This is a genomic window from Methylovorus sp. SPW-M1 (assembly GCF_053848825.1).
Map to the genome: position 1 here is coordinate 2,382,452 of NZ_CM132626.1, position 23,826 is coordinate 2,406,277.

Sequence of the window (23,826 nt, forward strand, 5' to 3'; positions counted from 1 at the left end):
TCAAACTGCTTAAATAATAGCGTGCTGTATCAGCGGTTTTTTCAATGCGGAAGCATCTACCAGCCGCATGCCATGGTTACGCAAACGCCTTAGCACGGCATGCTCACTGGCAAACAGCAGTTGCAAGCCATGCGTCAATCCCTGCAACGATACCATATCCGTCTTGCGCGACCGCTCGTAATGACGCAAAAGCTGAATATCGCCCCAGCTTTGCAGGGCGTGTCGCCGGGTCAGACTCTGCATCAGGCTAACCACATCGCGAAAGCCCAGATTCACCCCTTGCCCAGCCAGCGGATGCACCTGATGCGCGGCATCGCCCACCAGCGCCAGATGGGGCTTCACCAGCACATGCGATGTCTGTTTGACCAGAGGAAACGCAGCAGCTGGCGTAATCAGGCGCAAAGCGCCCAAGGCATGCTGCCCAGCCTCGGCCACACGTGCCTCCAGCGCCGCGGCATCCAGGGCAAGTAATTCTTTTGCCCCCTCCGTGGACCAGACAATCGAAATGCGGTTCCCCGGCAATGGCAACCACGCCAGGATTCCATCCTTATTCAGCCATTGCTGCGCGATATTGCCGTGTGGCAATGCCGTTTCGAAATTCGCCACCAGCCCTTGCTGAGCATACACATGCTTATCGCTGCTGATGCCCGCCTGCTGCCGTACCCAGGATGCCCCGCCATCGGCTGCCACCAGCAGGTCGGCACTGATTTTCTCACCACTTTCCAGCGTCAGCGTAGCGGCTTTGTCACTGAAAGAGGCACCCGCACACGCCGTAGCAAATCGCATATCAACGCCAGCCTCGTCCAGAGCTTGCAGTAGCGCCTGCTGCAAGGCCGTGTTTTCAACAATAAACCCCAACTGGGAGGCGCCTATGTCTTCGGCATCAAAATGCAACTGGTCTTGGTCGCTATCGCCCCAGACCATCATGCGATCGATCGGACAAATTCGCTCCGCGGGGATACGCGACCAGACACCCAGCGCTGCCAGCCACTCGGCATTGCCCGGGGTGATGGCATAAATCCGGCTATCCCAGTCATGCGTGAGCTCCAGGGAAGAACGGGCTGCACGATCCAGCAAAATAGCATGCATGCCCTGATGCGTGGCCGCCAGCGCCGTTGCCAAGCCCACCAGACCGCCACCTACCACTACCATCTCAGCGCGGGTACTCATCCACGGCTCCCAAAACTCATCTTGCGCACCAATCTGTGTTTAACAAAAGGCACCACATCCAGCAAACCCAGGCCTACACCCCGCATGCGATTGAGTCCGACAATGTCATTGGAAAACAGGTTGACGAGGAAATCGGTAAACAGCAAACCGCGCTTGGTATCGGTTTTACGGCTGGCGCTGTAAGTCTTGAACATATCCAGGCTTCCCCATGCGGCGGCCGGCGTTTCGGCAATTTTCCTGGCCAGCTCCCAGGCATCGCGCAGCCCCACATTGAAACCTTGCCCGGCCACCGGATGCATGGTCTGGGCGGCATTGCCGATCACCACCAGATGTGGCGCGGTTACCGGATCAAGATAGGACAGCTTGAGCGGAAAGCTCATGCGCTTTTCCACCTGCAAAAAACGCCCAACGCGATCACCAAAGTGCTGATGCAACTGCTGCAGGAAGACCTCATCCGGCAGTTCCAGCAAACCGTGGATGGCATCTGCCTGTCCGGTCCATACCAGCGAAAAGTCGTGGGGCCCATTGGGCAACAGGGCGACCGGGCCATCCGGGGTGAATCGCTCATAGGCAATATTGTCGTGGGCAAGCTCGGCGCGGACCTTGGTGACCAGGGCATCATGTCCATAGTGCTTGGTTTCGCGCTTCAGCCCCGGAATATCGCCCAGGCTGCGGCCACCATCGGCCAGAACTACCAGCTTGCCGGTCAGGGTATGTGTCACGCCATGCTGCCGGTAACTCACTTCACCATGTTCGGCTGAAGGCGTAATCGTCAGTACCTCGGCTTCATGGCGGATATCGGTCTCACTATCCTGCTGTAATGCGTGATCAAGCACACGGCTCAGATTGCCATAGGAAAGCACATAACCCAGCGCTGACTGGCCGTGCTCTTCCGCCCGCAAGCGCGAGCGGCCCAGGCTGCCACGTTGTGAAATATGAATGGTGTTGATGGCGGTCGCCTGCTCTGCAAGCTGGCTCCACAGACCGAGCTTTTCCAGAATGACGCGCGTACCATAAGACAAGGCCAGCGCGCGCTGATCCGCATGTGCTGCACCGGGCGCACGGGCTTCCAGCAAGGTGGCACGCAGGCCCTGCTTGCGCAGCTTGAGTGCCAGAGTAGCGCCGACCGGACCGCCACCTACGATAATGATATCGGCCTGATCACTCATGCTGCCCTCATCAACTCTTCAATCGCGGCGACGGTTTTAGGTGCCGCTTCGGTAATGATGTCGCAACCCTCGGCGGTCACCAGCGCATCATCTTCAATACGGATGCCGATATTCCAGAACGCTTCCGGCACACTGTCGGCAGGTCGAATGTAACAACCCGGCTCCACCGTCAGCACCATGCCTGGCTGCAATGTGCGCCATTCGCCGTCCAGCTTGTACTCACCTGCATCATGTACATCCAGGCCTAACCAGTGGCCAGTGCGATGCATGTAAAACTGGCGATAATCGCCCGACTCCAGCACCGCATCCACCGTGCCGTGGCACAGGCCCAGATCAATAAAGCCTTGCGCCAATACCTTGAGTGCAGCTTCATGCGGGGCGTTCCAGTGCGATTGCGGGTTGACCTGGGCGATGGCAGCGTATTGGGCCGCCAGCACCAGCTCATAAACATCCTTTTGCGCCCCACTGAATCGGCCATTGACGGGAAAAGTCCGCGTAATGTCCGAAGCATAACCATCCAGTTCGCAGCCCGCGTCGATCAGCAACAAATCGCCATCGTTGAGCGGCGCATTGTTGGCGATGTAATGCAGCACGCAGGCATTCGCGCCGCCGGCCACAATGGAGGTATACGCCGGATACTGGCTGCCATGGCGATAAAAGGTATGCAGCAACTCGGCTTCAATTTCGTATTCATGCTTGCCGGGCCTCGTGGCCTGCATGGCACGCGCATGTGCTTCAGCCGAAATAACGGCCGCGCGGCGCATGGTGGCAATCTCCTGCGGCGACTTGATAAGCCGCATCTCGTCCAGCAAGGCTCTTACATCGCGAATCGCAGCAGGCGCGCTGACTCCAGCCCGGCCCTGGCTGCGCAACTGATTGATCCATCCCGTTACGCGCTGATCCCAGGCCGCATCGGCGCCCAGGCTGAAGTAAAGCTCGGGCTGGTTGGCGAGCAAGGCCGGGATGCGGGTATCCAGTTCGCTGATGGAGTAGGCTTCGTCGACACCAAACTCGGCCAGCGCACCGGCGGGACCATGGCGAAAGCCATCCCAGATTTCGCGTTCCATATCCTTGTCGCGGCAGAACAGGATACTTTTAGGAGTATCCCCGGCAATCACCACGATCACAGCCTCGGGCTCGGTAAAGCCCGTCAGGTAGTAAAAGTAGCTGTCATAGCGATAGGGATAATGGGTATCCCGATTGCGCAGAGCCTCAGCCGCGGTAGGGATAATGGCGACGCCCCGCCCCATGCGACTGGCAAGAGTGGCACGGCGGGATTGCAAATGCGGTATATCTAGCATGGCATGACCTTAAGCATGTGACTCATTCAGATAGGCATCCAGCTGCGCCAGCTGGGCTGGCGTGCCTATATTGTCCCAAACACCCGAAAAATGCCGGCCGGCCAATTGCCGCCTGGCGATCGCCTGTTTGAACAGGGGCAGCATAGGCATGCTCGCCCCCGCGGGTACGCTGGCAAAAAAAGCAGGCTGAAAAACCCCGATATTGGCATAGGTCAGCTTGGGGTTGCCATCCAGCTGAATCAAGCCATCGACCAGACCAAAATCCCCGGCAGCATGCCAGGATGGATTGTCCACCATCCACAGGCAGGCCAGGGCAGCATCATTTTCGGCCAGCAAACCTTCGCTCAATTGCCGGTAATCTGCTTCAACATAAATGTCGCCACTGATCACCAGAAAAGGCGCATCGCCCAACAAAGGCAAGGCCGCGGCTACGCCGCCCGCTGTTTCCAGCGCCTCGGCTTCTCGCGAGTACTCTATCGACAGGCCCCAGGCGCTGCCGTTCCCCAGTGCCTGCTCAATTTGCACGCCGAGGTAGGCATGATTGATGACGACTTCGGAAAAGCCTGCGGCGGCCAGATGCTCGAGGTGATGCACGATCAATGGCTTGCCACCCGCTTTCAATAAAGGCTTGGGCGTATGGTCGGTCAGCGGCCGCATGCGGGAGCCGCGGCCCGCCGCCAGTATCATGGCGCGCATCAGAAGGTCAAACCCTGCTGCGGGGCGACATCATGCAGTTGGTCCAGCAGGCGCCACATCGGGCGCAGCTCGGTATAGCGGGCGCAGACACGGCGCAAATATTCCAGCACCAGTGGCATGTCCTTGAGATAGCCATCCTTGCCATCGCGGTAATTCAGGCGGGCAAAAATCCCCAGCACCTTGATATGACGCTGCGCGCCCATGAACTCAAAATCACGATAAAACTCGGAAAAATCCTGCGGTACCGGCAAACCTGCATCGCGTGCCGATTGCCAGTAGCGCACCGTCCAATCCAGCACCTGCTCTTCTTCCCAGGCGATGTAGGCATCCTTGAACAGCGAGACCAGATCATAGGTAATCGGCCCATACACGGCATCCTGAAAATCCAGCACGCCGGGGTTAGGCTCGCAGAGCATCAGGTTACGGGCATGGTAATCGCGATGCACATAGACTTGGCCCTGAGACAGCGCATTTTGGGTAAGGACGGCAAAAGTGCTGTCCAGCACCGCCTGTTGTTTTGCATCCAGCTCCCTGTTCAGATGCCGTTTGACATACCAGTCCAGGAACAGCTGCATTTCACGCATGAGCAAGGCTTCATCGTATGGAGGCAAAACGCCAGGGCGACTGGCGCGCTGCAGTGACACCAGCGCCTGACAGGCATCACGATACAAGGCACTGGCATTGTCTGCCGTCAGCACTTGCAGGTAGGTCGTGTCGCCCAGATCACTTAATAACAAAAATCCCTGCTCCAGATCTTGCGCCAGTACCTGCGGCACATGAAGATCAGCCTCCAGCAGCAGCCTGGCGACTTCGACGAATGGCCGGCAATCTTCCTGAGGCGGCGGCGCATCCATCGCAATCAGGGTGCGGTCCGCCAGATGTACTCGAAAATAACGCCGGAAACTGGCATCGGCCGAGGCCGTGGTCAGCTGATAAGCGGCATGGTTCAGAACCTGATCCAGCCACGCCTGCAGTTGAGTCAATCGCATGGGGTAAAAACTTCCTGACAAAATTAACACTTGTGGCAACGCCTGCGAATGCTTGCGCGACGCGGTTTTCACGCTATCGGCGGCAAAGATATGCATTGCCTAAAAATTGAATTTATGCGATTTTATCACCCTATAACAAAGTCCCACCCACACTTTTTGCGTAGCCCAACCATAGTGAAAATCCGCCGACTACCATTTGCCGTAGCCCTCATTTGCCTCAACTACAGTTCAGTCCAAGCCGCAGAGACATCCGAACTCGAGCAAATGGGCAGCGCTCCGTTGCAGACCGTGGGCGTCACCAGCCAGCCGGGTGAAGTCGTCATTGAAGGCGACAAGCTGCAGATGAATCTGGGCCGCAAAATGAAAGCCACTGGCAATGCCTCGCTGCACCAGCAAAGCCAGGATGTATACGGCGATGTGATTGAGTACGACGAGCAAAACGAAGCCCTGCATGTGCTGGGCAATGCCCGCATCGAGTCTGGTGGCGGTGTCGTCACCGGCCCGGAGCTGCGCATGCAGCTGCATGAAAACATAGGCGAAATGCGCGACGCCTCCTTCAAGCTCAATAATCAGTTCACCGGGATCCCGCTGGCAGGCGCTGCCAATCTTGGCAGTACAAAAACCTTTGCCGACCCGAATGAAATCATAGCGGACAGCAACTCGCAGATCAGCTCACAAAATATAGACGACAAGTCCAGCAGTTCGCCAGGCTTCCAGAAGAAAATAGGCGCATCGCGCGGCGATGCCTCGGCCATTTTCTTTGAAGGCCAGGATAAAAAGCGCCTGACCAGTGCACGCTACACCACTTGCGAAGTGGGCAAGGATGACTGGTACATCAAGGCCAGTGAGCTTGAGCTGGATGATTACACCAAGACGGCCACCGCCCGCAACGCGCGCGTGGAGTTCTTGAATACGCCGATTCTGTATACGCCGTGGATCAGTTTTTCCTTCCTGAATCAGCGCAAAACCGGTTTGTTGTCACCGACCTTCGGCACCACGTCGCGTAGCGGTTTCGAATTACTGACCCCGTTTTACTGGAATATTGCTCCGAACATGGACGCCACTGTCGCCACCCGTTATCTGGGTACACGCGGCATGCAATACCAGGGCGAATTCCGCTATCTGGGTGAAACCTACTCGGGCATTGATAACGTCGAATATCTTCCAAGTGATTCCAGCACCGGCGATACGCGTTACTACATGCGTTTCAAGCATGACCAGACATTGCCCAATGGTTGGTCGACGGGTTACCAGTTCGAAAAGGTATCGGATGACAAATACTTCTCCGAACTCTCTACCCGCATTACGGTGACCAGCCGAGTGAATTTGCCGCAACAGGCATATTTGAATTACAGCGATGATGTGTGGAATTTCAATGGCCTGGTACAAAAGTATCAGACTCTGGATGGGGTTTCTTACCCCTATGAGCGGCTGCCCCAGCTGACACTGACCGGCAACAAGGATGTGGGCGCCTTCAATACCAACCTTTATACGCAGTGGGTCAGCTTTGACCGCAACCCCAGCAGTCCACTGACCTCGACCACCGCCAGCGGTCAAGTGCTGACCACCTCGGTAACCGGTAATCGATTTACCGCCTACCCCTCGGTCAGCCTGCCCATGGCCAGGCCTTATGGCTATATCACGCCCAAGATCGGCGTAAATTACACCAGCTACGGACTGCAAAACTCCGAATACACCCTGGGCTCCGTCAGCGGCAATTATGAATCCACCAGTCGCACGCTACCTATCGTCAGCGTGGACAGCGGTCTGTTTTATGATCGCCAGGTGCGGGTCGTGAAAAACATGTACACGCAGACGCTGGAACCGCGCCTGTACTATGTCTACATCCCCTACCAGGACCAGTCGATGTTGCCGGTGTTTGACAGCTCACAGTCCGACTTGAGCATGAGCACCCTGTTCCTGGAAAACCAGTTCAACGGCAATGACCGCATCAACAACGCCAACCAGATCACCCTGGCGGTCACCTCGCGCATGATCGACAGTCGCACGGGTGAGCAGCGGCTTGCCGCCACCGTAGGCCAGCGCTTTTACTTTGCTGACCAGAAGGTGGGTCTTCCCGGTGCAAACCTGCGTACCGGTGACTCCTCCGATATCGTGACCGCCCTCACTGCCAAGCTACTCAACAAGTGGAGCCTGGATACGGCATGGCAGTTCAATACGGATCGCAGCCGCACCACCAAGGCCAACATCGGCGCACGCTACAACCCCGAGCCCGGCAAAGTGCTGAATATCGGCTACCGTTATACCGAAGACAGCCTGGAACAGATCAACTTGTCCAGCCAATGGCCGCTAGGCAATGGCTGGTATGGCCTGGGCCGCTGGAACTACTCCCTGCGTGAAACCCGTCCGATTGAAGGTCTGGCGGGGCTTGAATACAACGCAGGCTGCTGGCAGGCGCGTACCGTGCTGCAACGCGTCTCCACCGCAACGGCCAGTGCCAACTATGCATTCTTTATCCAACTGGAACTGGGCGGCCTCGCCTCCATCGGTTCCAATCCATTAACTCTGTTAAACCGGGGTATCCCAGGCTACACCAGCACTGGCTTACTCCCCGATACCGTTCAGCAACAACCATCCTCCTATGAGTAATATGACCATTAAAAACTGCCTGATGGCAGGCCTGTTCCTGTGGGCTGGCGCCTTGCTTCCGCATGTCGCTATCGCCGCACAGGATGGCTCTGTCAACAAGATTGACCGTATCGTGGCCGTCGTCGACCAAGGCGTCGTCACCGAGAAAGAATTAAACGACCGCATTGAAATCGTCAGCGCGCAACTGGAAAAGCAAGGCAACCAGTTACCGCCACGCAATGTGCTCGAAAAACAGATACTGGAGCGCCTGATCAACGACCGGTTGCAGCTTCAGTATGCAGCGCAGACCGGCCTGCGCGTAGACGATGACCAGCTCGACAAGACCATCATGCGTATCGCCGAACAGAACAAGATGGGCGTACCGGAATTCAAGGAAGCCCTGGCGGCAGAAGGCATTGTCTACAAGAAATTCCGCGAAGACATCCGCAACGAAATCCTGCTGGCGCGCTTGCGCGAGCGTGAAGTGGACAACCGCGTCAATGTCACCGAATCCGAAGTGGACAACTTCCTGACCACGCAATCCTCTCGTCAGGATTCATCGGATGAATATGAAATTTCCCATATCCTCATCCGCGCGCCGGAAGATGGATCGCCTGAAGACCTCAAGCGCCTGCGTGAAAAAGCCGAAGATGCCCTGAAGAAACTGCAAGCAGGCGAGGATTTCGGACAGGTATCCGCCCGCGTATCCGATGCACCGAATGCACTGGAAGGCGGCAAGCTGGGATGGAAGACCGCGGCCCAGGTGCCCGCCTTATTCCTGGAAGCACTGAAACCCATGCAGGTCGGCCAGTTATCCGGCATTCTGCGCAGCCCCAATGGCTTTCATATTCTCAAGCTTACCGACCGTCGTGGCGGCAATACCTCCACCATGGTGCAGCAAACGCATACCCGCCACATCCTGATCAAGACCAGCGAAGTGCTGTCGGAAACCGAAGCCAAGCGCAAGATTGATGGCATCAAACAGCTGATTGATAACGGTGAGGATTTTGGTGAGGCGGCAAAACGCTATTCCAACGACGGCTCGGCCGCCAATGGTGGTGACCTAGGCTGGGTTAACCCGGGTGACACCGTTCCACAATTTGAAAAAGCCATGAATGCCCTGCAGCCAGGCCAGATCAGTGACGCCGTACGTTCGCCTTTTGGCTGGCATTTGATTCAGGTGCTTGAACGCCGCAACCAGGACATGACGCGCGAGGCAGAACGCATGAAAGCGCGTCAGGAAATCCGCCAGCGCAAAGCCGATGAAGCTTACCAGGACTGGGTGCGCGAACTGCGTGACCGCGCCTATGTCGAGCTGCGCCTGGAAGACAAATATTAAGCAGTGGACAGGCGTTTACCCCATATAGCCATTACCGCTGGCGAACCCGCCGGCATAGGTCCGGATTTGTGTGTGATGCTGGCCAGTCAGTCACTGGCGGCCTGCGTCACCGTCATTGCGGACCGCGACCTGCTCACGGCACGCGCGCAACAACTGGGCTTGCCTCTCACCATTACCTCCGACGAAACGGCTCTATCCCTGCACCAGGGCAAGGGTGAGCTGCGGGTACACCATACCCCGCTAGCCGCCCCGGCTATCGCAGGCACGCTGAATGCGCATAACAGCGCCTATGTGCTGCGCACGCTGGAGATCGCGCTGGAAGGCTGCACCAATGGTCGCTTTAGCGCCATGGTCACCGCTCCCGTACACAAAGGCGTCATCAATGATGCGGGTATCGCCTTTACCGGCCACACCGAGTTTCTGGCAGAAAAAACCGATACCGCGCAAGTGGTCATGATGCTGGTAGGCGGCGGCATGCGCGTGGCGCTGGCTACTACCCACTTGCCCTTAACCGCCGTCAGTGCCGCCATTACACGCCGCAGCCTGGAAACCACGCTGCGCATCCTGCATCACGACCTGATCCATAAATTCGGTATCGCCCAGCCACGCATTCTGGTAGCCGGGCTGAATCCGCACGCTGGTGAAGGTGGTTATCTCGGTGATGAAGAAATCACCACCATTACCCCCGTGCTGGATCAGCTGCGCAGCGAAGGCATGCTGCTGCAAGGCCCGCTACCGGCAGATACGCTGTTCGCGCCCCATCACCTGCAGCACGGCGATGCGGTGCTGGCGATGTATCACGACCAGGGCCTGCCGGTGCTCAAACATGCCAGCTTCGGCGGCGGCGTCAACGTCACGCTGGGGCTGCCCATCATCCGTACCTCGGTAGACCATGGCACGGCACTCGACCTTGCTGGCACCGGCAACGCCAACCCTGGCAGCCTGCTGGCCGCCATTCAGCTTGCCATTGAACTCTCACAGAAAACATCCGCTTCCGCATGAAACACGTTGCAAAAAAACGCTTCGGCCAGAATTTCCTGACAGATCAGGCCATCATTACCAGCCTGGTCAATGCCATCGCCCCGCAGCCGAATGACCTCATGGTCGAAATCGGCCCCGGCCTTGGCGCCCTGACCCAACCCTTGTTGCAACGGCTGGAAAACCTGCACGTGGTGGAAATTGATCGCGACATCATCGCCTGGATGGAAAAGCATTATGCCCCCGGCAAGGTCACCATCCACAACATCGATGCGCTGAAATTTGATTTCGCCAGCATTGCGCCCCGGCTGCGCGTGGTCGGCAACCTGCCATACAACATTTCCACGCCCATCCTGTTTCATCTGCTGGATAACGTAGCCCACATCATCGACATGCACTTCATGCTGCAAAAGGAAGTGGTCGAGCGCATGGTCGCCGAGCCGTCAAGCGCGGCTTATGGGCGTTTGTCGGTCATGCTGCAATACCATTTGCACATGGAATATCTGTTCACCGTGCCGCCTGAAGCCTTTGACCCGGCCCCCAAGGTGGAATCCGCCTTTGTACGCTGCGTGCCGCATACCGAGCTGCCATTTCCCGCCAAGGATTACGCCTTGTTTTCACGCGTGGTGGCAACCGCATTCGGCCAGCGCCGCAAGACACTGCGCAACACGCTAAAGGGCCTGCTGGATGACGCGGGCTTTGAAGCGCTCGGCATCGATTCGCAGTGGCGCGCAGAAAATCTGCCGCTCTCCTCATTTGTCAGCATCGCCAATTACCTCGTTTGATATAATCGCGGTTTCGATTCCGCACTCAGTACAAAAAAGGAACCTCACGTGAGACTGATACTTCTTGGCGCTCCCGGCGCCGGTAAAGGCACCCAGGCCAATTTCATCAAGGAAAAATTCAATATTCCGCAAATTTCCACCGGCGACATGCTGCGCGCAGCAGTCAAGGCAGGCACGCAACTGGGGCTGGAAGCCAAGAAATTCATGGATGCGGGTGGTCTGGTGCCGGATGAAGTGATCATCGGTCTGGTCAAGGAACGCATCAAGGATGACGACTGCAAGGCCGGTTTCCTGTTTGATGGCTTTCCACGCACCATTCCGCAAGCCGAAGCGATGAAGCAAGCCGGTGTTGGCATCGATTACGTCGTGGAAATCGACGTCCCCGACGAAGCGATTGTCGAACGCATGAGCGGCCGCCGCTCGCACCCGGCTTCCGGCCGCACCTATCACGTCAAATTTAACCCGCCCAAGGTCGAAGGCAAGGACGACATCACCGGCGAAGACCTGGTGCAGCGTGAAGATGACAAGGAAGAAACCGTGCAAAAGCGCCTGCAGGTTTACCACGAGCAGACCGAACAGCTGATCGGCTACTACTCCGACTGGGCCAAGTCTGGCACCGGCGGCGCTCCGCAATACGTCAAGGTCAATGGCCTGGGCGACATGAACAAGATACGCGACAGCATTTTTGATGCCTTGAAGTAAGCTGTTTACTGCATCTTGCGTTTCAGCAAAAAGCCCGCTTGCGCGGGCTTTTTTTCATGGTGCATGCAGGCGCATGTTTTTACGCCGCAGTCTGACATGGCATACGGCTTCAAGGTATAATTTTAGCTTTATAAATCATTACAAAAGCCCACGTCCTCATGCAGCAGCAGTATCCTTTCCGCGAAATTGAACAACAGGCCCAGCAATACTGGGAAACCCATCAGACATTTGCCGCCAGCGAGCAAAGCGACAAGCCAAAATACTATTGCCTGTCGATGTTCCCCTACCCCAGTGGTCGCCTGCACATGGGCCATGTGCGCAACTACACGATTGGTGACGTATTAAGCCGTTTTCATCGCATGAAAGGCTACAACGTCATGCAGCCCATGGGCTGGGATGCCTTCGGCCTGCCCGCAGAAAATGCTGCCATCAAAAACAACGTGGCGCCGGCTGGCTGGACCTACAGCAATATCGAGCATATGAAGAGCCAGCTGAAATCGCTGGGCCTGGGCATAGACTGGCAGCGCGAGATCGCCACCTGCAAACCGGAATACTACCGCTGGGAACAATGGCTGTTCACAGAGCTGTTCAAGAAAGGGCTGATCTACAAAAAGACGGCCACCGTGAACTGGGATCCGGTGGACCAGACCGTGCTCGCAAACGAGCAGGTGATTGATGGTCGTGGCTGGCGTTCGGGCGCGATTGTGGAGAAGCGCGACATCCCGCAATATTTCATGAAGATCACTGCCTACGCCGATGAGCTGCTGGCGGATCTGGACAAGCTGGAAGGCTGGCCCGAGCAGGTCAAAACCATGCAGCGCAACTGGATAGGCAAGAGCTACGGCTGTGAAGTCGAGTTCCCGATTCTGGATGCGGCAGGCAATGCCACTGCGGACACGCTCAAGGTGTACACCACCCGCCCCGATACGCTGATGGGCGCCACCTATGTGGCGGTTGCCGCCGAGCACGCACTGGCTACCCAGGCAGCGGCCAACAACCCTGCCCTGCAGGCCTTTATTGCCGAATGCAAGATGGGCAGCGTGGCCGAAGCCGACTTGGCTACTGCCGAGAAAAAAGGCATGGCGACTGGCTTGTTTGTTGCCCACCCGCTGACCGGTGAAAAGCTGCCGGTGTGGATCGCCAATTACGTGCTGATCAGCTACGGCGAAGGCGCGGTGATGGCCGTGCCTGCACATGACGAGCGCGACTTCGAATTTGCAGGCAAATATCAGCTGCCAGTGAAAGCCGTGATTCGCCCCGTCGACGGCGAACTCAGCCTGCCACTGACCGCCGCTTATACTGAGCACGGCGTGCTGTTTGCCTCGGGTGAGTTTGATGGTCTGGATTTCGATGGTGCCTCCGCCGCCATTGCCGCCGCGCTCAGCGCCAAAAACCTCGGCAAGCGCCGCACCCAATACCGCCTGCGCGACTGGGGTATCTCACGTCAGCGTTATTGGGGTTGCCCTATCCCCATCATTCACTGCGACAGCTGTGGCGAAGTACCCGTGCCCGCCGACCAGTTGCCGGTAGTATTGCCGGAAGATGTGGTGATGGATGGCGTCGGTTCGCCGATCAAGAAAGACCCCGGCTTTTACGAGACCACCTGCCCGACCTGTGGCGGCAAGGCCACGCGCGAAACGGACACGCTGGATACCTTCTTCGAATCCTCATGGTATTACGCTCGCTATGCGAGCTTTGATGCGGACAAGGCCATGGTCGACGAGCGTGCCAACTACTGGCTGCCGGTGGATCAATACATAGGCGGGATTGAGCATGCCATTCTGCATTTGCTGTATGCGCGCTTCTTTAACAAGCTGATGCGCGATGTCGGCCTGCTCAAGAACGACGAACCGTTCAACAAGCTGCTGACCCAAGGCATGGTGCTGAAAGATGGCAGCAAGATGTCGAAATCCAAGGGCAATACGGTGGATCCGCAAGCCCTGATTGAGCAATACGGCGCTGATACTGCCCGCCTGTTCATGATGTTTGCGGCCCCCCCCGAGCAAAGCCTTGAGTGGTCAGACGCTGGCGTGGAAGGCGCGCACCGCTTCCTTAAGCGCGTGTGGGCGGCCGTGGCAGCCCATGTGGAACAAGGCGTAGTGTCAGCATATAGCGCCGCCACATCGACTGGCGAACTGAATGCAGAATTGAAAACCCTGCGCCGCCAGTTGCACCTGACCATCGAAAAAATCAGCGATGATTATGGTCGCCGTCATGCCTTCAACACCGCGATTGCCGCCGTGATGGAGCTGATGAATGCCTATGCCAAGCTGGAAGGACAAGACGATGTGACGCGCAGCGTGCGTCAGGAAGTACTGGAACATGCCATCCTGTTGCTGTCGCCGATTGTGCCGCATATCAGTCAGGCCCTGTGGAGCGAACTTAAACCCGGTAGCCAGATTGTCGATGCTGCATGGCCGGTGGCCGATCAGGCTGCCCTGGTGCAGGATGACATCACGCTGGTCTTGCAGGTGAATGGCAAGCTGCGTGGCAACATGACGGTGCCCAAAACGCTGGACAAAGCCAGCATCGAGCAATTAGCCCTGCAACATGAAAGCTTGCAAAAACACCTGGCCGAAGGCACTGTACGCAAGATCATTGTCGTACCGAACAAACTCGTCAACATTGTAGTGGGATAGTCCATGCACAGAATGCGTAACGGCGTTAACTCTTTCATTGGCTCCGGATTTTCCGGCCTCTCCGTACTGCTCTTGCTGATCAGTATGGTGCTGGCCGGCTGCGGCTTTCAGATGCGCGGCACCGCCGACCTGGCATTCAAGAACCTGTACATGACAGGCGTCAATACCAGCATAGACAGGCCTCTGAAAAAAGCCCTGGCCGTCAACGGCGTGACCATCGTGCCGGATAAGGAAAACGCCGAGCTGATGCTGGAGATGGTGGGCGAAAAAACGGAAAAGCGCATTCTGTCCCTGAGCGGTACCGGTCTGGTACGAGAATTTGATCTCTACTATCGCGTCTATTTTCGCCTGAAAGACCCGGACAGCGAATTGTGGGGCAAGGAGCAAATGATTGAACAACGCCGCGACTACTCCTACAGCGATGCCGAATTGCTGGCCAAGCAGGGCGAAGAGCAACGCCTGTATGACGATATGCGCGCCGAGGCTGCCCGCGAACTGCTGCGTCGCCTGATTGTGCAAAAACCAGGCAATCTGCAAGCACCCAAGCTCTGATGCGTTTACCGGCAGAGCAACTCGCCAAGCATCTTGAAAAGGGCCTGGAGCCCATCTATGTGCTGACAGGCGACGAACCTTTGGCCCAGCGCGAGTGTCTGGATGCCATACGTGCCAAGGCACGTGCACTGGGCTTTGATGAACGCACCAGCCTGACCGTGGAGCGCAATTTCAACTGGCAGCAGATTGCCGCATTTGGTCAGTCGATTTCGCTGTTTGCCAGCCAGCGCATACTGGAATTGCACATTCCCTCCGGCAAGCCCGGCACCGATGGCGGCAAAGCATTGCAAGCCATGGCAGCCAAACCGCTGCCCGATGCGGTCACCATCATCATCCTGCCCAAGCTGGATCGCGATGGTAAGAACAGTGCCTGGTTCAGCGCCCTTGAAAATGCAGCAGTCACCCTGACCTTGCAGGAAGTGGAGGCTGCTCAGCTACCGCAATGGATTGCGCGCAGGCTGGCCTTGCAGCAGCAAGAGACCGATCAGGCCACGCTGGAGTTTCTGGCGCATCAGGTGGAAGGCAATCTCCTGGCGGCACATCAGGAAATCCAGAAACTGGGGCTCCTGTATCCGGCGGGACCACTAGCTGCTGAAGCCGTGCGCGATGCCGTCTTGAATGTATCGCGCTACGATGCGTTTCAACTTGGCGAGGCCGTACTGGCCGGTGATACCGAACGCACGGTGCGGATATTGCAAGGCTTGCGGGATGAGGGCGTGCAGCCTATCGCGGTCATGAATCCGCTGCTGTGGGTGCTGAGGCCGCTGGTACGCGTGAAAGAAGCCGAAACGCGCGGCGAAAATCTGAATCAGGCCATGCAGCAAGCGCGCATTTACGGCGACCGGCAGGCCCTGACCCGACGAGCGCTGGCAAGACTGAGCCTGCGGCAACTGCAAGCCGCCCTGCACAAGCTGGCCGAGATCGACAAGACTGCCAAGGGCCTGATCCGTCAGGATGCCTGGCTTGAAATATCGCGCCTGTGCTTCGGCCTGGCAAAAGTAAGCAGCCGCGCAGCACGGCGCACATAAGAACATGCTGCATCAGGCAGCATAGAGGACACCATGGATATCAAACATTACATGCAACAGGTAGGTCAGCAGGCACGGCAGGCATCGCGTGCCATGGCCCGTGCCGACACCAACACCAAAGACCTGGCGCTAATCACCATCGCCCAGGCCATACGGCGCCATCAGGCTGCCCTGCTGGCCGCCAACCAGGCGGATCTGGATCGCGCCAAAGCCAATGGCATGGAAGCTGCCATGCTGGATCGCCTGGCCTTGAGCGAAAAATCCATCGCTACCATGGCAGAGGGCCTGGAGCAGATCGCCTCCCTGCCCGATCCTATCGGCGAAATGTCCGACTTCAAATACCGCCCTTCTGGCATTCAGATCGGACGCATGCGCGTGCCGCTGGGCGTCATCGGCATCATTTACGAGGCCCGTCCAAATGTGACGGTGGATGCTGCCGGACTGTGCATCAAGTCTGGCAATGCCGCCATCCTGCGCGGTGGCTCCGAAGCCATTGAGTGCAATCGCGCGCTGGCCAAACTGGTGCACGAAGGCCTGCACGCGGCTGGCCTGCCTGCCGCGGCCGTGCAAGTGGTGGAAACCACGGACCGTGCCGCCGTCGGCGAGTTGATCACCATGAAAGAATATGTGGATGTGATTGTGCCACGTGGCGGCAAGGGGCTGATTGAGCGCATCTCCAACGAAGCGCGTATTCCTGTCATCAAGCATCTGGATGGCAATTGCCATGTTTACGTGGATGACAGCGCCGACCTCGACAAGGCCGTGCGCATACTGGAGAACGCCAAGACCCAGCGCCTGGGCACCTGCAACACGGCAGAATCGTTACTGGTCGCGCGCGGCATTGCCGCTGAAGCGCTGCCAAAACTGGCGGCCATGCTGACGGCCAAAGGCGTGGAAATCCGCGGCTGCGATGAAACGCGCGCCCTGGTACCCGAAGCCAAGGCGGCGACCGAAGAGGATTACTACACCGAGTATCTGGCCGCGATCATTTCATGCAAGGTTGTCGCCGATGTGGATGAGGCCATTGCCCATATCAACCAATACTCCTCGCAGCATACCGAAGCCATCGTCACGGAAAACTACACCCGTGCGCGCCAGTTCCTGCGCGAAGTAGATTCCAGCAGCGTCATGGTCAATGCTTCCCCACGCTTTGCCGATGGCTTTGAATATGGCCTGGGCGCTGAGATCGGGATATCCACCGACAAACTGCATGCCCGCGGCCCGGTGGGTCTTGAAGGACTGACCTCGCTCAAATATGTGGTATTTGGCGACGGCCAGGTCCGGGCCTGATCCCTCATTCCACATGAAACCTCGCCGCCCATGAAATCCCCCGCAGTCATCGGTATTCTGGGCGGCACCTTCAACCCGCTGCATCTGGGGCATTTACGCATGGCGGAGGAGCTGGCCGATGCCATCGGCCTGGAGCAGGTGCGCTTTATGCCTGCTGCGCATCCGCCGCACCGTGCGGAGCCCGAGGTGAGTTCGGCGCATCGCGTTGCCATGGTCCAGCTGGGCATTGCGGGCAATCCACGTTTTGTATTAGATACACGCGAACTGGAACGCTCCGGGCACTCCTACACCATTGACTCCCTTATATCGCTGAGAGCCGAGCTGGGCGAGCAAGTGTCATTATGCTGGCAGCTGGGCAGCGATGCCTTTTTGGGTTTATCCAGCTGGCATCGCTGGCAAGAACTGCTGGAGTATTGTCACCTGGTCGTGGCCTATCGGCCCGGCCCAGCCGAAATCCATGCTGACCTCAGCCCCGAACTGCGCAGCCTGCTCGGCAAACGCCAAACCCACGACACCGCCCGCCTGCATCAGAAACCTGCCGGGCATATTTACCTGCAGGACATCACCGCGCTGGATATTTCAGCCACTCATATACGCGCCACGCTGGAGCAAGGCTTGAGTGTGCGCTATCTGCTGCCGGACAATGTGCTGGCATACATCAACCAGCACAAGCTTTATCGGGATAACGCCTGAAGACTTGCCGCCAGGGCAGTTAAGAGAATAAGGCTTGGCAAACGTCAGGCCTAAGCAACTGATCAATCCGTCAGCAATGCGAGATCAAGCAGAGAACTCACCTGCCGGAAATCCGGCTGATGCGAAGCGGATAACTCAGGATTGGCACCAGCCTGCCACGGAATAATCCCCAGACAAGGCGCCTGTAGTCGTTGCTGCAAGGCGGCGATGTTTTCCAGCGGCATCGCCATGCCGGGATCAATGTGGTTGCCCACCCAGCCATGCAGGCGCAGGCCACGCGACAATATCGCCTCCTGCGTCAGCAAGGCATGGTTCAGGCAACCGAGCCGCAAGCCCACCACCAGGATGACGGGCAAGCCCAGCGCCACCGCAAGGTCAGCCGTATCCAGCGTATCGCCCAGCGGCACGCAAAAGCCGCCCACTCCTTCCACAATCACGCGTTCCGCCTCAGCCTGCAAGCCATGAAAGTTCTGCAGCAGCACATCAAGCACGATCGGGCTATTCGCCTGTTGCGCCGCGATATGTGGCGCAATCGGAGGAATAAAGGCATAGGGATTGATGCGCTCGCGCGCCAAGGGCAGATTGCTGGCGGCGCGTAACATGGCGACATCGTCATTGTGCAGCTCGCCATCGCGCCACTCGCAGCCCGCGGCCACCGGCTTCATGCCAACCGACCGCAGGCCTTGCGCAGCAAAGCCATGCACTAGCGCACTGGAGATCAAGGTTTTACCGACGCCGGTATCGGTGCCGGTCACAAACCAGGCCTTGCTGTTATTGAGAGGATTCTGCATCTGGTGAATCAGGACGTTTATGTGGAAGAGGATGCGCGTGGACGAAACTGCACAGGCGACAGCCCATCTGGCAGCGCCACTCGGGCCTGGGGTTTCCAGGCATGGCCGTAGATTACCTCATAGGTGGCAGGCAGCTTGCCATCGCGCCGGAAAGATTCATAGCGTGCCTGCACCTGCTGCAGGAAGCCCCGCCCCTGCAAGCCGCGGTGGCGACCTTCGGCAGCATTATGAGCGCCTATGGCCTTGAGGTCGCGCATCACGCCCATGACGTCATCATAGGTCAGCTCGAAATACTCCACATCCAGCACCGGCGCATTAAAACCCGCCCGCACCAGGGCATCGCCAATATCATGCATATCGATGAAGCGGCTGACGGTGACATGGGTGTCGTCCTGGCGTGTCGCTGCGCGCAGTTCTTTCAGGGTGTCCGGCCCCAGCGTGCTGAACATCAGTAGCCCTTCCGGCTTCAACACGCGCTGTATCTCGCCAAACGCCTGATCAAGATCATTGCACCATTGAATCGCCACATTGGACCACACCAGGTCGATGCTGGCGGCGGCCAGGGGCAGGCGCTCAATATCCGCACACACCGCATGACGCCGGTCAAAGCCAAACAGCCGCTGCACCAGCGAGCGCGCCGCCATGGTTTTTTTAAGCATGCCCATGGCAATGTCCAGCGAGATCACCTGGCTCTGGCGGTAACGGGAAGATAAGGCCGCACTGGCGTGCCCCGTGCCACAGCCTGCATCCAGCACAGCCTGTGGAGTCAGTTTGACCAGATCCAGCCGTTCCAGCATGCGCTCGCGCACTTCGCGTTGCAGCAGGGCCGCCGCATCATAGGTGCCCGCCGCCCGGTCAAACGAGCGGCGCACACGGGCTTTGTCTATCAGGTAAGCATCGGTGGTCATGGCTGGCGCTCCAGCGGATGGCCCGCCTTGCCCGGCTCAAGAAATTCGTCAATCGCGTGCACAAACTGCTCAGGGTGTGAGAGAAACGGCGCGTGCCCAGCGCCAGCAATGACGCGCAGGCGACCAAATGGTAAATGTTGCGACAGCCAGTGGGCCGCTTGCACCGGCGCCAGGGTATCGCGATCCCCGTGAATCAGCAGCACGGGTTTGTGCAAATGCAGAATCTCGTGCCGCAGGTCATTTTCCAGCAGGATATGCAGTGCTTTTTGCAGCGAGCCCGCCGTTGGCACCGGTCGCTCGGAAAACGTCGAGCGCAGTTGTTTGACCGTGGCGCGGGCGTCGCTGGAACCCATGCATTGCAGCGTCAGGAACTTGATCAGCGTCGCGTGGTAATCCGCATTCACCTGGCTGGCGAATTGATGAAACACGTCCGCGGCAATGCCGTACGACCAAGGGTCAGCGCTGTCATCTTCAGATGCCGCATTGTCGGAGTCCGCATTGACAAAGCGCGGCGAACTGCCGATCAGTATCATGCGCCGTACCACCTCAGGATGCGTGAGGGCCAGACGCATGGCTACCAGACCGCCCATGGACCAGCCGCAGATATCGGCATGCGGTGGCAACTGAGCCGCCAATGCCTCAGCAATCGCATGCAGATGCGCGGGCTCCAGCGGACGGCTGTGGCCCATGCCAGGCAGATCCACAATATGAAGCTGGTAATGCTGGCTGAGTTTTTTGATCAGCGGCTGCCAGACGCCACCATGCATGCCCCAGCCATGGATCAGCACCAGCGGATGACCAGTACCTTTAATTTCAATATGCAGGCTCATGCGGCAGACTCCAGTACCACCTCTGCTTCACGCAGAGCGTCTATCAAGGTATGTACATCCTGCTCACTATGCGCTGCCGAGAGCGAAATTCTCAAACGGGCGGTGCCCTTGGGGACAGTGGGCGGCCGGATGGCAGGTACCAGCAGCCCGCGCGTGAGCAAATACTCACTGAGGCGCAATACCTCGTCATTACTGCCAACAAGCAAAGGCTGTATGGCTGTTGCCGAGGGCATCCACTGCCAGCGACGTGGCGTATGGGTTTTAAGGACAGACATGAGCTGCCGTAAATGTGCGCGGCGCTGCGGCTCATCGCGGATGACGTTCAAGGCCTCCAGCAGCGCGGCAGCCAGTGGCGCCGGACTGGCAGTGGTGTAGATATAAGTACGCGCCTGCTGCAGCAGATAATCGATCAGCACCGGCTCGCCGGCAACAAATGCACCCGCCACACCCGCCGCCTTGCCCAGGGTTGCCATGTAAATGATGCGGGGCGAGGTGATATTGAAGTGCTCAAGGATGCCCGCACCGTGCTCGCCCAGCACGCCAAAGCCGTGCGCATCGTCCAGCATCAGCCAGGCATCGTAGCGTTCGCACAGGGCAAGAATTTCCGGCACCGGCGCAATATCGCCATCCATGCTGAACACCGCATCGACCAGTACCAGCTTGCGCCGTGCGCGACTGGCGGCAAGCAGTGATTCCAGGGCGGCCAGATCCTGATGCGGATAACGCTTGAATTCAGCACGCGATAACACCACGGCATCATTTAGCGAAGCATGGTTGAGCTTGTCGGCAAACACGGCGTCATCACGCCCCATCAGCGCAGCGACGACACCCATATTGGCCATGTAACCAGTGGAGAAAAGTAGCGCGGCAGGCAAACCGACAAAGCGGGCCAGCGCCTGCTCCAGTTCTTCATGCAAGGCGTGATGGCCGGTAATAAGATGGGAGGCACCACTGCCAACACCCACCGCTTGGGTCGCCTGCTGCATGGCAGAGATCAGGCGTGGGTGATTGGCCAACCCCAGGTAATCATTGCTGGCAAACGATAGCAAGCACTTACCGTTTGCCACCACCTGGGCGGCTTGCGGGCCTTGGATAACCCGTCGTTGGCGCCGCAAACCAGCAGAGGTACGCTCTGCCAGTTCAGCAGCCAGCTCGTCCAGCAAGGTCATGATCAGGCGGGATGCAGGCCCAGCTTGGCGAACAGTGCGCGATCGGCCTCGGCTTCAGGATTACCGGTCGTCAGCAACTTTTCGCCGTAGAAAATGGAATTGGCACCCGCAATAAAGCACAGCGCCTGGATACCCTCATGCATGCTTTGACGGCCTGCAGACAAACGGACATAACTGCCAGGCATGGTGATGCGGGCAGCGGCGATGGTGCGCACAAACTCGAATGGATCGAGCTCATCGGTGCCATGCAGCGGGGTACCTTCAACCTGGGTCAGCAGGTTGATCGGCACGCTTTCCGGTGGGCGCTCCATATTGGCCAGCTGTGCCAGTAAACCGGCGCGCTGCACGCGGCTTTCGCCCATGCCGATAATGCCGCCGCAGCAGACATTGATATCGGCATCGCGCACGCGGTCCAGCGTGTCCAGCCGGTCTTGATAGGTACGAGTGGTGATCACATCGCCATAAAACTCGGGCGCGGTATCCAGATTGTGGTTGTAGTAATCCAGACCGGCATCTTTCAGCTGTTCGGCCTGGCCGTCCTTGAGCATGCCCAGGGTAGCGCAGGTTTCCAGACCCATGGCTTTCACTTCGGCGATCATCTTGAGCACAGGCTCAAGGTCACGCTGCTTGGGACTGCGCCAGGCCGCGCCCATGCAGAAACGGCTAGCGCCATTTTCCTTGGCGGCCTTGGCGGCTTCCAGCACGGCGTCCAGCGCCATCAGAGGTTCGTTTTCAACATCAGTATGGTAGCGGGCCGCTTGCGGACAGTAGCCGCAATCTTCAGAACAGCCACCGGTCTTGATCGACAGCAGCGTGCTGACTTGCACGGCATTCGGGTCAAAATTCTGGCGGTGCACGGTTTGTGCCCTGTGAATCAGATCACTGAAGGGCATTTCAAACAGCTCGACAATCTGGGCGACCGTCCAGCGTTTTTCAGCCTCGACGACCGGTGTGTTTTTCTTGATGCTGTTCGCATCCACTGCAACTTCAAGCATTGTCTACCTCTACATTCATTTCTTGCCAGGAATCATTCTTCGCGCGCAACAAATCCCGCACGCCCAAAGGCACCACCACCAGGAAACATCCCAACCAGATAAACCCCATCAAATGTGGCCAGCCGCCTGCCATTTTCGCCAGTTGGGGACTAAAATTCAGAATCACGACCAGCGTGCCGACCACGCCGTAAAAGCGGTACCCGGAGAAACGGATGTAATCACAGATCTTGGGATTGGGATGATTGGCCGCCGCCGCATATACAAAGATGGAAGCCGCCAGCCACAACAGCATCGGGATAATCGCTGGCAACAAAAGCACCGCGATGATGGAGAAGAAGGTAAACATCTGCGCAGCCCGAATCTGCTGCTTGACGGTAATCACTTTGGTAGCCATGTATGCACCTCGCTATGTCGTGTCCGCCATTATACTTGTCGATTAAATGTCAGTCACCTTTAAAACATGTGCTCATTTTTTAGTCAGATTCTGACGCAGGAGTGTTTGTTGTGCACCGCAGCCGACGGCGGTGATCTGGGATTGTGCGCGTCCTGCCAACAGGACCTGCCCTGGCACAAGGCTCCCTGCTGTCCGCAATGCGCTCTGCCCTCCAGTCAGGGCTTGCTGTGCGGCCATTGCCTGACCTCGCCACCGGCGTTCGACCATACCCATGCCCTGCTCCGCTACGACTTTCCGCTGGACGCCATGCTGCAAGGCTACAAATACCGCGACATGCTGCATATGGCCAGGGTATTTGGCCATCTGCTGGCTGAGTCAGTGAGCGCGCGACCACGACCTGACCGCCTGATCCCCATGCCGCTGCACCCGCTACGCCTGCGGGAACGTGGCTACAACCAATCACTGGAAGTCGCCCGCGTTATCAGCAAGACATTGGATATAGCGCTGGATTACAGCAGCTGCGAACGCATCAAGTTAACGCCGCCACAAGCCAGCCTGCCGCTGAAAGCGCGCGCCAGCAACATGAAAGGCGCGTTTGCCTGCCATGCTTCGCTGGCTGGTGAGCGCGTGGTGCTATTGGATGACGTGATGACGACTGGCGCCAGCCTGCAAGCACTGGCCAAAGCCATTAAAAAAGCAGGTGCAGCCGAAGTGGAGTGCTGGGTGATAGCGCGCACACTGCCGCGATAGTGGAAAAAAGCTGCGCCCCGCCACAAGCCCGGCAGCTTGCAAAAAGACGCAGCACAAAGCAAAGCAGCA

22 protein-coding genes are annotated in these 23,826 nt (G+C 57.9%); 11 read left to right on the forward strand and 11 right to left on the reverse strand.

Features of this window, described 5'->3' with window-relative positions; translation table 11 throughout:
* Positions 1-9 precede the first annotated feature (9 nt).
* The 5 genes from ACWWD9_RS11260 to ACWWD9_RS11280 are packed head-to-tail and all read right to left on the reverse strand — an operon-like array spanning position 10 to position 5,325.
* Positions 10-1,170, reverse strand: a complete 1,161-nt coding sequence (locus ACWWD9_RS11260; protein WP_455867062.1) for an FAD-dependent monooxygenase — start codon at positions 1,168-1,170, stop codon at positions 10-12.
* Positions 1,167-2,339: an FAD-dependent oxidoreductase gene (locus tag ACWWD9_RS11265; RefSeq protein ID WP_455867063.1), complete on the reverse strand. Its 1,173-nt coding sequence runs from the start codon at positions 2,337-2,339 to the stop codon at positions 1,167-1,169. The genes ACWWD9_RS11260 and ACWWD9_RS11265 overlap by 4 nt, the downstream gene beginning before the upstream one ends.
* On the reverse strand, positions 2,336-3,640 hold the full coding sequence (locus tag ACWWD9_RS11270) for an aminopeptidase P N-terminal domain-containing protein (RefSeq protein ID WP_455867064.1): 1,305 nt from the start codon (positions 3,638-3,640) through the stop codon (positions 2,336-2,338). Before ACWWD9_RS11270 ends, ACWWD9_RS11265 begins: the two co-directional genes overlap by 4 nt.
* 9 nt (positions 3,641-3,649) lie before the next feature.
* Positions 3,650-4,336 carry an N-acetylmuramate alpha-1-phosphate uridylyltransferase MurU gene (gene murU, locus ACWWD9_RS11275; RefSeq protein WP_455867065.1) on the reverse strand — a complete coding sequence of 229 codons (687 nt, stop codon included), beginning with the start codon at positions 4,334-4,336 and terminating at the stop codon, positions 3,650-3,652.
* Entirely contained in the window at positions 4,336-5,325 is a 990-nt protein-coding gene (locus ACWWD9_RS11280; RefSeq protein ID WP_455867066.1) for an aminoglycoside phosphotransferase family protein, read from the reverse strand. Before ACWWD9_RS11280 ends, murU begins: the two co-directional genes overlap by 1 nt.
* Before the next feature lie 264 nt (positions 5,326-5,589).
* Here ACWWD9_RS11280 and ACWWD9_RS11285 point away from each other — a divergent pair, with 264 nt between their 5' ends.
* From ACWWD9_RS11285 to nadD, 10 genes are all read left to right on the forward strand, one after another.
* The gene (locus ACWWD9_RS11285; RefSeq protein WP_455867067.1) at positions 5,590-7,935 is read left to right on the forward strand and encodes an LPS-assembly protein LptD; all 2,346 of its coding nucleotides are present in this window, start codon (positions 5,590-5,592) and stop codon (positions 7,933-7,935) included.
* Position 7,936: 1 nt separating this feature from the next.
* Positions 7,937-9,253 carry a peptidylprolyl isomerase gene (locus tag ACWWD9_RS11290; protein ID WP_013441408.1) on the forward strand — a complete coding sequence of 439 codons (1,317 nt, stop codon included), beginning with the start codon at positions 7,937-7,939 and terminating at the stop codon, positions 9,251-9,253.
* A gap of 3 nt (positions 9,254-9,256) precedes the next feature.
* A complete protein-coding gene (gene pdxA, locus ACWWD9_RS11295) occupies positions 9,257-10,255 on the forward strand; it encodes a 4-hydroxythreonine-4-phosphate dehydrogenase PdxA (protein WP_455867068.1) in 999 nt (332 codons plus the stop codon).
* A complete protein-coding gene (gene rsmA / locus ACWWD9_RS11300; protein WP_013441406.1) occupies positions 10,252-11,016 on the forward strand; it encodes a 16S rRNA (adenine(1518)-N(6)/adenine(1519)-N(6))-dimethyltransferase RsmA in 765 nt (254 codons plus the stop codon). The genes pdxA and rsmA overlap by 4 nt, the downstream gene beginning before the upstream one ends.
* A 48-nt stretch (positions 11,017-11,064) precedes the next feature.
* Positions 11,065-11,718, forward strand: a complete 654-nt coding sequence (adk, locus tag ACWWD9_RS11305; RefSeq protein WP_013441405.1) for an adenylate kinase — start codon at positions 11,065-11,067, stop codon at positions 11,716-11,718.
* Positions 11,719-11,876: 158 nt separating this feature from the next.
* A complete protein-coding gene (leuS, locus tag ACWWD9_RS11310) occupies positions 11,877-14,357 on the forward strand; it encodes a leucine--tRNA ligase (protein ID WP_455867069.1) in 2,481 nt (826 codons plus the stop codon).
* Between the two features lie 3 nt (positions 14,358-14,360).
* Positions 14,361-14,909: an LPS-assembly lipoprotein LptE gene (locus tag ACWWD9_RS11315; protein WP_455867070.1), complete on the forward strand. Its 549-nt coding sequence runs from the start codon at positions 14,361-14,363 to the stop codon at positions 14,907-14,909.
* Positions 14,909-15,937 (forward strand): DNA polymerase III subunit delta, encoded by a 1,029-nt coding sequence (gene holA / locus ACWWD9_RS11320; RefSeq protein WP_455867071.1) that lies wholly within the window; start codon positions 14,909-14,911, stop codon positions 15,935-15,937. The genes ACWWD9_RS11315 and holA overlap by 1 nt, the downstream gene beginning before the upstream one ends.
* 33 nt (positions 15,938-15,970) lie before the next feature.
* Entirely contained in the window at positions 15,971-17,227 is a 1,257-nt protein-coding gene (locus tag ACWWD9_RS11325; RefSeq protein ID WP_455867072.1) for a glutamate-5-semialdehyde dehydrogenase, read from the forward strand.
* A gap of 30 nt (positions 17,228-17,257) precedes the next feature.
* On the forward strand, positions 17,258-17,920 hold the full coding sequence (gene nadD / locus ACWWD9_RS11330) for a nicotinate-nucleotide adenylyltransferase (protein WP_455867073.1): 663 nt from the start codon (positions 17,258-17,260) through the stop codon (positions 17,918-17,920).
* A 62-nt stretch (positions 17,921-17,982) separates the two neighbouring features.
* Here nadD and bioD read toward each other — a convergent pair whose 3' ends face one another.
* Genes bioD through ACWWD9_RS11360 form a run of 6 tightly spaced genes read right to left on the reverse strand, consistent with a single transcriptional unit; the run spans position 17,983 to position 23,007 of the window.
* Positions 17,983-18,711 carry a dethiobiotin synthase gene (gene bioD / locus ACWWD9_RS11335; protein ID WP_455867074.1) on the reverse strand — a complete coding sequence of 243 codons (729 nt, stop codon included), beginning with the start codon at positions 18,709-18,711 and terminating at the stop codon, positions 17,983-17,985.
* A gap of 17 nt (positions 18,712-18,728) precedes the next feature.
* Entirely contained in the window at positions 18,729-19,619 is an 891-nt protein-coding gene (gene bioC / locus ACWWD9_RS11340; RefSeq protein WP_455867075.1) for a malonyl-ACP O-methyltransferase BioC, read from the reverse strand.
* Complete coding sequence (gene bioH / locus ACWWD9_RS11345; RefSeq protein WP_455867076.1) at positions 19,616-20,449, reverse strand: pimeloyl-ACP methyl ester esterase BioH; 834 nt, start codon at positions 20,447-20,449, stop codon at positions 19,616-19,618. The genes bioC and bioH overlap by 4 nt, the downstream gene beginning before the upstream one ends.
* Positions 20,446-21,618, reverse strand: a complete 1,173-nt coding sequence (gene bioF, locus ACWWD9_RS11350) for an 8-amino-7-oxononanoate synthase (protein WP_455867077.1) — start codon at positions 21,616-21,618, stop codon at positions 20,446-20,448. The genes bioH and bioF overlap by 4 nt, the downstream gene beginning before the upstream one ends.
* 2 nt (positions 21,619-21,620) lie before the next feature.
* Positions 21,621-22,613, reverse strand: coding sequence for a biotin synthase BioB (gene bioB / locus ACWWD9_RS11355; RefSeq protein WP_013441394.1), 993 nt, complete (start codon positions 22,611-22,613; stop codon positions 21,621-21,623).
* Complete coding sequence (locus tag ACWWD9_RS11360) at positions 22,606-23,007, reverse strand: hypothetical protein (RefSeq protein ID WP_013441393.1); 402 nt, start codon at positions 23,005-23,007, stop codon at positions 22,606-22,608. The genes bioB and ACWWD9_RS11360 overlap by 8 nt, the downstream gene beginning before the upstream one ends.
* Positions 23,008-23,073: 66 nt before the next feature.
* Here ACWWD9_RS11360 and ACWWD9_RS11365 point away from each other — a divergent pair, with 66 nt between their 5' ends.
* A complete protein-coding gene (locus tag ACWWD9_RS11365) occupies positions 23,074-23,757 on the forward strand; it encodes a double zinc ribbon domain-containing protein (RefSeq protein WP_455867078.1) in 684 nt (227 codons plus the stop codon).
* Positions 23,758-23,826: the final 69 nt, after the last annotated feature.